Annotated in this window: 9 protein-coding genes; 6 read left to right on the forward strand and 3 right to left on the reverse strand. The window is 53.1% G+C overall.

Translation table 11 applies throughout. The annotated features are described in order from the left end of the window. Positions 1-651: 651 nt before the first annotated feature. From AN476_RS21480 to AN476_RS21490, 3 genes are all read right to left on the reverse strand, one after another. Positions 652-858: a hypothetical protein gene (locus AN476_RS21480; protein ID WP_157063841.1), complete on the reverse strand. Its 207-nt coding sequence runs from the start codon at positions 856-858 to the stop codon at positions 652-654. A 175-nt stretch (positions 859-1,033) separates the two neighbouring features. Next, positions 1,034-1,489 (reverse strand): GFA family protein, encoded by a 456-nt coding sequence (locus AN476_RS21485; protein ID WP_371257379.1) that lies wholly within the window; start codon positions 1,487-1,489, stop codon positions 1,034-1,036. A gap of 490 nt (positions 1,490-1,979) precedes the next feature. Further along, positions 1,980-2,876 (reverse strand): LysR family transcriptional regulator, encoded by an 897-nt coding sequence (locus AN476_RS21490; RefSeq protein WP_054463818.1) that lies wholly within the window; start codon positions 2,874-2,876, stop codon positions 1,980-1,982. Between the two features lie 110 nt (positions 2,877-2,986). On the opposite strand from AN476_RS21490, the gene AN476_RS21495 reads away from it, so the two are divergent. The 6 genes from AN476_RS21495 (at position 2,987) to AN476_RS21520 (ending at position 9,962) form a co-directional block, all read left to right on the forward strand. Continuing rightward, on the forward strand, positions 2,987-3,979 hold the full coding sequence (locus AN476_RS21495) for a TRAP transporter substrate-binding protein (RefSeq protein ID WP_157063843.1): 993 nt from the start codon (positions 2,987-2,989) through the stop codon (positions 3,977-3,979). A gap of 71 nt (positions 3,980-4,050) precedes the next feature. Next, entirely contained in the window at positions 4,051-4,590 is a 540-nt protein-coding gene (locus tag AN476_RS21500; protein ID WP_054463820.1) for a TRAP transporter small permease, read from the forward strand. Further along, positions 4,587-5,876 carry a TRAP transporter large permease gene (locus AN476_RS21505; protein ID WP_054463821.1) on the forward strand — a complete coding sequence of 430 codons (1,290 nt, stop codon included), beginning with the start codon at positions 4,587-4,589 and terminating at the stop codon, positions 5,874-5,876. Before AN476_RS21500 ends, AN476_RS21505 begins: the two co-directional genes overlap by 4 nt. Further along, positions 5,873-7,507: an amidohydrolase gene (locus AN476_RS21510; protein ID WP_054463822.1), complete on the forward strand. Its 1,635-nt coding sequence runs from the start codon at positions 5,873-5,875 to the stop codon at positions 7,505-7,507. Before AN476_RS21505 ends, AN476_RS21510 begins: the two co-directional genes overlap by 4 nt. A 17-nt stretch (positions 7,508-7,524) precedes the next feature. Beyond that, positions 7,525-8,412, forward strand: a complete 888-nt coding sequence (locus tag AN476_RS21515) for a GTP-binding protein (protein ID WP_253279966.1) — start codon at positions 7,525-7,527, stop codon at positions 8,410-8,412. Between the two features lie 2 nt (positions 8,413-8,414). Next, the gene (locus tag AN476_RS21520; RefSeq protein ID WP_054463823.1) at positions 8,415-9,962 is read left to right on the forward strand and encodes a class I adenylate-forming enzyme family protein; all 1,548 of its coding nucleotides are present in this window, start codon (positions 8,415-8,417) and stop codon (positions 9,960-9,962) included. Positions 9,963-10,452 lie beyond the last annotated feature (490 nt).

Here is a 10,452-nt window from a genome sequence, read left to right on the forward strand (position 1 = left end):
AGGTGGGTGGCTGTTAGGAGACAATAGATATTACAGTAACCGGAAGAGCCCGGATGAAGCCGGAAGATACCGGATGGAGCCATGTAAAAAGGGCTTTAAGAGGTGTTGATGGAGTTTGAAAGTTAGGAGGGCCTTGTCCTTCAAACACGGCCTAAATCGCTCAAACCGAGACGATAAGCGATTTTGAGACACTTCGCCTTTCAAACTCCCCTCCTCTACTACAGCCCTTATAGATATCGCCTCCTGGGGCCGCCGCGTCCGAGAAAGTCCATTTTCTCACCTTCCGAACTAGGAACTAGGCAGCGCTGAGGCGTTCCCGTTCCTAAAAAGGAGTTTTGTTATTGATGGCAGTCTCTTGAGGGATTTTGGCAAGGCTGAACCGCGCAACGAACTAGGAACAGATTTTGGCGGTGTGAAAGGGGTACTCTCTCTCCTGCCCTGCGTCACCAAATAGAACGGTAGTTCTGCAAATTTACGAATGCTGCCGTTCTGGAGCGAAATCAGATCAGAGCCACTGAGGGGCAATAAGCCAAACCCGCCATTCACTGCGGCTGAAACGATACCGGCCGAGCGAACTCACGCTTTGCGGACTTCGCGGCCTTTCAACAATCAACTCCAAAGGTTTGCTGCTAAGGAAACCTTATCCTGTGCTCAGGTCGTCCCCATGTTCCCCAGATCTCCAAAACTACGTTCAATTTCCACAATGGGAGGAGCGCGCGGCGATTGCAGAATGACACAGCTTCGTTCTGCCGCGTCGATCAGCGCGTTCAGTTGCAGCTTTGACAGATCACCCGCGGTTTGGAGGTCGACCTTCATATGTGCGGTTTGAAACCCGACGGACACATTGGAGCCTGTCATCAAGTTTCCACGAACGTCCGCGCCAAAGCAGACATGGCGTATCTGCGGCGAATCCAGCTGTGAGGTTTCAAACATCGCTATTGTTGATGGAGAAACCCTGCTGGCAAAGGAGAACGACCATGAAACGCCATGTCGGTTTACCACAGGATGCCAAAAACCAGCAGCATTGTCGAAATCAGGCAGGCATTCCATGTGTTTTAGGGAGACTAGGGTCCATATGATCCCAAGGTTGCGCGCTCTTCACGTAAATGTCACGGCTAGGCAGATACCAGCTCGGGTCATCCAAATTACCCGCAAACAGGATCATTGCTCCCTCACTTGCCTTGTTGACCAGAAACAGAGGCGACCCACATTCTGAGCAGAAGCCGCGAAGAATCGCATGGCCGCGATCAGCTTGGCGCTCGAACCATTTGGGTTCCCCCTTTTCGAGCTTGAAATCCGTCTGTTTCACTAAGACTGCTGGAAAAAAGGCACTTCCAGTTGCCTGCTGGCAATCACGGCAATGGCAGTTACCCATGTAGCGTGCAACACCTTCGGACTTGTATCGGATTGCTCCACACGCGCATCCACCCGTGAACTGTTCTGGCAACACTAGCATTCCTTCCGAATTCATTTTAGGAAAGAGAACCATTTTCGCAACAAACTTATGTTCTTACGAAACTGTGTTGGAAGAGCGGCCATTAGATAATTCACAGCGAAATGGTGTTTTTCCGTACTACTGCCCTCCCCCCTCAAAAAAATTCGCTGCAACTCTCATCAATGGCCGCTTCTCACGCGGAATCGCAGCGGTGGAGGGCTGTGTTCCCAGACCGAAAGGCGGGCTTTGCAAATTCCGCTCTTTGCGTATAGCTGGCGTCGGGACTAAGCAAAGGCCCTACTCCCAGACTGATTTGCGTACACCTACTTCCCAAAGCGGCCGAAAGACCGCTCCCGGCCCGAAGTTACCAAAGCGTTTCACCGTTGGTTCTGGTTTTCACACATGCAAAAGCTGTCCTCAACTTCCTTAAAGCAGACACCCGTCACGGGCAGCACAGGGAGTTCTAGGCTATAGGTGGTTGCTGATTTTCCACTATTGGTAAGAGCGGAAAATCGTTGCGGTTCCGAGGAGTTGAACAGGGTGTTCAACCTTCGGACTGATCGCGTATGAACTTGACAAATTTTGCCAGGGGCCCTGAAATTTTATTCTCCTTCCAGATTGCAACGGTCACAAGATTTTCTGTGATCTCACTTGTCGAGATTGGAATAGCACTGACCCCATCTCGCAGACAATTGATGACACTTTCTGTATGTATTGTGATGCCTACGCCGCAGGCTATTAGCCCGATAATACCGGTTGTGTTATAGGCTTGTTGAGCTGTGTGAGGCAGAAACCCAGCCTTGCGGCACATGGGTAGAAGATAGGAATAGAAGTGTTCCCACTCTTTAGGTGGTCCGAGGACGAAATTTTCACCGGCTAGTTCTTCCAGTCGTATGGATTTCCTATGCGCAAGCGGATGCGAATCGTAAACGACACATACGAACCTCTCAGACTGCACTGGATGCTGTATCAAGCCTTCGGCCTGAATGGGGCCAGTTACGAAACCGATATCTATTTCGTCTTTCTCCAGTCGATCAAGCTGATAAATTGTAGGGTCCATATGTGGTTGAAGTGAAATGTTTTCATACTGAGCCTGAAACTTGGTTAGAATCTGGGGCAAACAGCCGGCAATCGCCATATCGGTGTAACCAATGCGCAGAGACCCTAAACTACCCTCATTAACCAGACGTACATTCTGGACGGCAAGATTGGCGGCATTCAATACGGCCTCACAATCATTGACAAATGCTTGCCCTGCGTCCGTCAGTTCTACTTTGCGCGTGCCGCGAATAAACAAGACGACACCCAGGTTTGCTTCCAGATCACGGATCGCGCGACTTAAGGCCGGTTGTGCGATACCCATATTCTCTGCAGCCCGGCTGAAATGAAGCTCTTTGGCGACTTCCAAGAAGAACCGCAGGTGGCGGAAGCGGAAATCCATTATGCTATTTTGGTATTAATCAAGGTCATTTTGATATTTTACTTGATATGAATGTGCATGTCACGGTCTTAAGTGTTCGAATTTGCACGCAGAGAAAAAGGGAGGTTTCCATGCAAGCATTTAAGTCAGGCGTATTCGCCGCTGTTGTGGCGTCTATGATGCCAGTCTCAGGTTGGGCCGCAGATATCACAATGAACTTTGGATTCGGGGCACCCGAGGCCTCGATCTATGGTCAGTTTGCCTCAATATTCAAATCAAAGGTCGAGGAATACACCGACGGAGAGATCGAGGTTAAGCTGCGTTGCTGCAACCAAATCTCAAGCGAAGACGAAGCATTTAAGGCGATGCAATTGGGAACCGTGGACGGGTTTGTCATCACCTCGAATAACGTTTCACCGCATTGGCCGCTGATGGATGTCACCGTATTGCCTTATGTGTTCCAAGACACCGCGCATCTGGAGCGTGTTGTCGATGGTCCCGTAGGCGATTTCATGAAACAGGATCTGCAGGCCAAAACCAGCGTACATCTGCTTAGCTTTGGTCCGGCGCTATATCGCGATTTCTATAATTCTGTACGTGCGGTCAACACGATCGAAGACATGCAAGGGTTGAAGATTCGCGTGCCCAAGAATGAAGTCATGTTGGCAACATTCGAAGCTTTGGGTGCGAACCCAGTGCCTTTGGCCTGGTCTGAAACGCCAACCGCTCTGCAAACCGGAACGGTTGATGGTGGCGACAATGGCGCGTCCTTCATCAAGGACCTCAAATTCTATGAGTTTGAACCGCATCTTGTGATCCTTGAACATTTCGTTGCGATGATCCCTTTGTTTGCCTCTGACCGCTTTATGAAGGGTCTGAACGATGAACAGCGCGAGGAAGTTATCCGCGCCGCGGCGGATGCTGGCAAAGAGTTCCGCACTCAGGTGCAGACCACCACGGAAGACGTGCGCACCTGGTTGGTAGAAGAGGGCGGCATGGCAATCACACAACCGAACAAGGCGGCCTTTATTGAGGCGACACAGTCTGTTCGGGACGAGTTCGCCGAAAAGCGTGGTCCTGAATTTCAGGACCTAGTGAAACAAATCGAAGCCGCAGCTAACTAAAGCTTGCGGTTCGATGACAAGCCGGTTTCCGGCTTGTCACCCCACGACTTGCCACACTCCCGGAGGATGTCATGAAGATTCTTAGATGGTTTGACCGCCATTTTGAGGAGCTAATTTGCTGTAGCTGTATTGCTGTGATCTCGATCTGTGTCTTTGCACAAGTCGTGGCGCGATACGTATTTGAAATTGCTCTGCACTGGACAGAAGAAGTTGCATCGATCGGGATGGTCTGGGCCGTCTATATGGGAGCATCGCTGTGTGTTCGCGAACGGTTTCACATTCGGATCATGGTCGCTGTGCAGTCTCTTCCGCATCGACTGGCTCGTTTCGTGGTTCTGATTGCAGATCTGTCATGGGCTCTGTTTTGCGTGTTCATGCTGCGCCTCAGCTGGGATTATCTGGCGGTGCTTTGGAAATTCACCTCACGCAGCCCCAGCCTTGGTATTGATCAATTCTATCCGCAGTCCGTGCTGTTCATTGGTTATGGGCTGATGTTGCTCCGTCTCATTCAAATTTATGTTCACTGGTTTCGCAACGGCGCGTCCGGGTTGCCCGGAATGCTGGCCGAAGATGGTGATCGCACGCTCGAAGAAGAAGAGGCCCACATATGAGCCCGCTCCTCATCCTTGTTATTGCATTCGTGATCCTGACAATTATCGGCGTCCCACTGTTTGCGTCGGTCGGGCTGACCACTTTGCTGGCGCTGTACCTAATTGACATTCCCTATACGCTGATGGCGCAAACCGGCTATTCCAGCCTTACGCCCTTCCCGCTGCTGACAATCCCGCTTTTCGTTCTTGCCGGAAGATTGATGGAGGTTGGCGGAATGGCCAATCGGATGATCAATATCGCGACAAACCTTGTTGGCGCATACCGGGGCTCAATGGGGTTGGTGTCGGTCTTTGCCAGTATGCTTTTTGCTGCGCTTTCGGGGTCCGGCCCTGCGACTACGGCTGCCATTGGGTCCGTCACCGTACCTGAAATGAAACGACAAGGGTATGATGTGCCCTTTGCCGGGGCGATTGTGGCAAGTGCCGGAGCCTTGGGCAGTCTGATCCCACCCTCAAACCTGTTGATCATCTATGGGCTAGTGTCTGACACCTCGATACCGCGCTTGTTTCTGGCCGGTGTTATACCAGGCATTATCGTCACGTTGTTGCTGATGGTGGTGACCTATATCATTTCCAGACGCCGTGGATATGGCGGGGAAGGTGCGCCGTTCTCTTGGGGTCCATTCCTGCGGGCTGCATGGGACGGAAAATGGTCAATTGGCGCGCCAATTCTTATTCTGGGCGGGATCTATGGCGGGGCGTTCACCCCGACCGAGGCCGCCGGTGTGGCCGTGTTCTATTCGCTGTTTGTTGGCTTGTTCATCTACCGTGAACTGACGTTGAAAAAAGTCATTGCCGCGCTGCGCTTTACTGCTCTTTTGACAGGCATCCTGATCCTGATCTCGCCGACTTTGGCATTCGGTCAGCTGACCGCATTCTATGATGTGCCGACTGCTGTGCAGCAGGGGATCACGTCGATCACGCAAAACCCGATGCTGGTGCTTTTGCTCATCGGTATCTTCTACATCTTCATCGGCACGTTCATGGAAAGTCTGGCGCAGATCGTGTTGTTCACGGCCGTTTTTCTGCCATTGGTCAGCTCGCTTGGGGTGGACCCGGTGATGTTCGGGATCTTCACGGTAATCACCTGTGAAATCGGTTTTCTCACACCGCCGCTCGGGGCGAACCTGACCGTCGCGGCCAGAATTTCCGGGGTTTCCATCGAGCGGATTTCGGTGGCAGTCCTGCCGTTTATTTTGGCCTATGTAGTGGGAATGCTACTGCTGATCGTGTTCCCTGAACTCACGGTGGCATTGCCGAACTGGCTTTACGGAGCGGCGAAATGAACAAGGTCACTCTTTTCCAGGCGCGCCGGATTGTCACAATGGACGCGTTCCAACCTCACGCGACCCATGTCGCGGTTCAAAACGGGAAAATCGTGGCCGTTGGGGATGCGCAATGTGCGGACCGCTGGGGGCAAGACGTCGTCAGAGATGATCGATTGCGTGATGCGGTGCTGATGCCCGGTTTTGTCGAAGGGCACGCCCATCTGATGGCTGGAGGCATTTGGCGCTATACTTATGTTGGGTATCACGACCGGATCGACCCCGATAGCAGGGCTTGGCCGGGGCTGACCTCTGCGCTTGAAGTCACGGATCGACTGCGCGCGCAGCACAGTCTTCTACCCGCCGAGCAGCCGTTGGTGGCTTGGGGGTTTGATCCAGTTTTCCTGAAGGGTGAACGATTGAATCGCCATCATCTGGATCAGGTCAGCCCTGACCGGCCAATTGCAGTTCTGTTTTCCAACCTTCATTTGATGTGCGTAAACTCTGCCGCGCTTGCGTTGGTGGGATATGGGATCGAGACGCTTGTTGAAGGCGTTGTGAAAGATGCTGATGATTTCCCAACCGGTGAGCTACAGGAAATGGCTGCAATGTTTCCTTTGATGCGCAGGCTTGGGGTGGATTTCCGCAATCTTGCCCAGACCGAAGACTCACTGCACGCCTTCGGGCGGTTGGCCGTTCAGGCAGGCGTCACCACGATGACGGACCTGTTTTCCACTTTGACAGATGACGACCTGACCTTGATGCAAGATGTCACCTCTGCACAGGACTACCCGCTCAGGATCGTTCCCGTACTTGGCGCAACCGGAGGCTTGCCGGAAGAAATCGCTGCCCGCGTCAAAACCCTGGCGGAACACAACAGCGACAAACTCCGCTTTGGGGCTGTGAAGCTGCTGACGGATGGCTCAATTCAGGGGTGGACGGCGCGGGTCAGGGCGCCGGGATATGTCGGTGGTCAACCCAATGGCCTGTGGAATATTCCACCCGCACAGATCCACGACCTGTGTGATGTCATGCAGCGTGAAGGCATTCAAATGCACTTGCACGCCAATGGGGACGAAGCATCCGAGGTGTGTATAGATGCCATTGAAGCCGCGCTCAGAAAACACCCCGCCCCGGTGGATCATCGCCATGTCATACAGCATGGCCAGATGATGGATGAGGCACAGTTCCGGCGTTGTGCAGAACTAGGGATGGTGGTGAATCTTTTCGCCAACCACCTGTGGTATTTCGGGGATCAGCACGTCGCACTGACCATTGGCGATGAACGGGCCAATCGCATGGATGCCTGCCGTTCTGCGCTGGATTCCGGGCTGGTTTTGGCAATTCATTCGGACGCGCCAGTCACGCCTCTGGGTCCGCTGTTCACCGCGTGGTGCGCTGTTAATCGCCAGACTATGACCGGTCGAGTCCTGGGGCAGGAACAACGGCTAACCGTCGCCGAAGCCCTGTATGCTCTGACATTGGGAGCGGCGAAAACGTTGAAGATGGAGCATGAGGTCGGGTCCATAACCGTTGGAAAGATAGCAGATTTTGCCGTGCTGGGCAAAGACCCTGAACAGGTCGCGCCAGAAGCTTTGTGCGACATCCCGGTTCTGGGAACCGTTGCAAGCGGCAAAGTGTTTCTGACATGAGGGATCGTCGCCTTCCTATGACCGTGATCGGTGGATTCCTAGGAGCCGGAAAAACCACTCTGATTAATCAGCTGCTTCGTCAGCCACAAGGGCAGCGATTGATGGTTCTAGTGAATGATTTCGGTGCAATCAACATCGACGCGGCCCTGATCGAAAGCGCCGGTGCCGACATGCTGTCGCTGACAAATGGTTGCGTCTGCTGCACCATGGGGGGCGATTTGTTTATGGCGATTGCAGATGTGTTGGACCGTCATCCCCGCCCGGACCATTTGCTCGTGGAAGCCAGCGGCGTAGCTGACCCGCAGAAGATCGCCAATGCCGCGGTCGCAGAGCCGGAAATGCGCAATGGCGGTATCGTCTCCGTAATTGACGGCGAAAACGGGTCAGCCCTTTTGGATGATCCGCAAATCGCGGATCAGGTCAGAGGTCAGATCAGCTGCGCAAACCTGATTTATGTCAGCAAAGGAAAACCCGGCACAGAGTTTTTGACCACCCTGAAGGAGATCGTTCCAAATGCTGGATTTGCCCACACTGCAGCAGAAGTGACCGCATTTACGGAACTTGGTCAGGACCTATCTGTGCGGGTCGAAAAAAACGCACCTCACCCTGCGTATGTTCAATGGTCAGCCACCGATGACGCACAATTTGACGCAAAAGGCTTGCGCCAAGCCTTGATGAACCGCCCAACCGGCATATTGCGGATCAAAGGTTTTGTGCGTGGAGCCGGGGCAACTGGCTGGTTGGTGCAAGGGGTCGGGCGCAGTATCGATATCACTTCGATACCTCAACCGCAGGAAACACAATTGCTGGCAATCGGTCTCAAGGAAAACCTGAATACCGAGAATTGCCATACCTGGTGGCGCGATGCCCTGCGCCGTCACGATGAACTATCCCTGGAGGACTAATAGTGATTGAACATCTTGGCCAAATCAGTGCCCTTGCCGCGCAACGTTTCAAAGACAAAACAGCACTGATTGTCGATCAACGTCACTTCTCTTTTACCGAAATAGACGCGCTCGCTTCACGGCTTGCAGGTGGGTTGGCCTCGATGGGGATCGACCAAGGTGACATTGTTACGCTTTATTCCGCGAACCGTTGGGAGTGGATCGTCAGCTACTATGGCATCGCCAAACTCGGCGCTGTCATCAACCCGATCAATGTCATGCTCACACCAAACGAAGTGCGTCACGTCGTTCAGGATTGCGGCACAAAGGTCATCATCGCCTCGCCCGACAAAGCGGCCCCTCTGATCGGGATAGACAACGACAGCACAGTTAAGGGGCTTATTTCATTTGGCAATGACACACCCGACGGCACGGTTTCATTCGAGGCCTTGCTGGCTGAAGACCACCCATGCCCACCAACACCCGAGATTGACCCCGAAAGCCTAAGCACCATTTGCTACACATCCGGCACCACGGGCCACCCCAAGGGCGCGATGCAATCACATCGTGCCGTGGTTCTGAACACCGCCATGACCGCACAAATGCACCTGCGCACAGAACAAGACGTCATCGTCAGCGCCCTGCCATGCCCACATGTCTATGGCAACGTTGTTATGAACGGTGTTTTTTTTCTGGGCAGCACCCTGAACCTGCATGCGACATTCGATCCTGGTATTGCCTTGGCATCGATTGCCGAACACCGCGCCACGATGTTCGAAGGGGTGCCGACCATGTATCTTTACATGTTGGAACATCCCGATCTCGCCCAAACAGATCTTCATTCGTTACGTGTGTGCACCGTGGGGGGACAGACCATGCCAACCCCGAAAATGAAGGCTGTCGAAGCCTCCTTTGGCGCACCTTTGGTTGAACTTTGGGGCATGACTGAGATAGCCGGGCTCGGCAGCACGCATCCCCTTTATGGGCCAGCTAAGATGGGCTCGATTGGCTTAACGCTCCCCTACTGTGAATTGCGAATTGCCGACAACGAGGATTATCGCAAGGCGTTGCCCGCCGAAGAAGTCGGCGAGCTGATGATACGTGGCCCAATCGTGATGATGGGCTATTTCAACGACCCCACACGGACCAAGGAAGCCTTGGAACCCGACGGTTGGTTGCACACCGGTGATCTGGCAAAAATGGACAGCGACGGCTGCGTTTTCGTGGTGGACCGCAAGAAAGACATGATCGTCACGGCTGGCTACAATGTTTATCCCGCCGAAATTGAAAGGGTTCTAGCGGCGCACCCAAAAATCGCGATGTCTGCGGTTGGCTCAATCCCGGACGACCAAAAAGGAGAAGTTGCCAAAGCGTATATCGTGCTAAAAACAGGTGAACACGCTACAAGCGAAGAGATCGTCAGTTTTTGCCGTCTTAGCCTTGCCGCCTATAAAGTGCCCCGCGCCGTGACTTTCGTAGCGGACCTCCCCAAAACGAGTTCTGGCAAGATAATGCGCCGAGAATTAAAGACATTGGATACACCTGAAGGTTCTGGAAGTCAGTGTAAATAGCATTTCTACATCGTAGCTTTGGGCTGCCGGATGCTGAACATCCATGGGGATTGGATGGGGGGAACGGCCCCGCCTGCCTCGACAAGAATCGCCCTTTCCAGTACCTCACATAGCGGAAAATGATTGTTCGCCACGGTCACGTTTCTGTTCGAGCAGCACGACTACATGACAACTGAAGCTTTCCATCAACCCAGAATAGTGGAAAGTTCTTCGCTTCCGACTCTTTGACTGCCCGTTTTTTTTGCCATGAAATCAATGGCCGGTGATTTAGAGGTGTTGGTGTCCGGTTTTCCACTTTCAGATCCCTTAAGTCGCCGGTAATCAGATAGCCGTTTGAATGTCTGGTTTGGGGAAACCATGGCATCGTCGTGGAACTTTTGATGCGGATACAAGCGATTTTTGCTACAGCGTCAGCCGCAACTGCATAAGACCGGTTTATCCGCTCAGCCAACCTTCAAGCCGAAATCAACCTGGCGTGCCCCCATTGGGT

Origin of the sequence: Phaeobacter sp. 11ANDIMAR09, assembly GCF_001294455.1 — a bacterium.
Lineage (GTDB): Bacteria > Pseudomonadota > Alphaproteobacteria > Rhodobacterales > Rhodobacteraceae > Pseudophaeobacter.

Bases quoted from the DNA above. Each gene is read 5' to 3' on its own strand.
- AN476_RS21515 (WP_253279966.1), top strand. From the start codon at position 7,525: ATGACCGTGATCGGTGGATTCCTAGGAGCCGGAAAAACCACTCTGATT.
- AN476_RS21490 (WP_054463818.1), bottom strand. From the start codon at position 2,876: ATGGATTTCCGCTTCCGCCACCTGCGGTTCTTCTTGGAAGTCGCCAAA.
- AN476_RS21480 (WP_157063841.1), bottom strand. From the start codon at position 858: ATGACAGGCTCCAATGTGTCCGTCGGGTTTCAAACCGCACATATGAAG.
- AN476_RS21500 (WP_054463820.1), top strand. From the start codon at position 4,051: ATGAAGATTCTTAGATGGTTTGACCGCCATTTTGAGGAGCTAATTTGC.
- AN476_RS21505 (WP_054463821.1), top strand. From the start codon at position 4,587: ATGAGCCCGCTCCTCATCCTTGTTATTGCATTCGTGATCCTGACAATT.
- AN476_RS21510 (WP_054463822.1), top strand. From the start codon at position 5,873: ATGAACAAGGTCACTCTTTTCCAGGCGCGCCGGATTGTCACAATGGAC.
- AN476_RS21495 (WP_157063843.1), top strand. From the start codon at position 2,987: ATGCAAGCATTTAAGTCAGGCGTATTCGCCGCTGTTGTGGCGTCTATG.
- AN476_RS21485 (WP_371257379.1), bottom strand. From the start codon at position 1,489: ATGGTTCTCTTTCCTAAAATGAATTCGGAAGGAATGCTAGTGTTGCCA.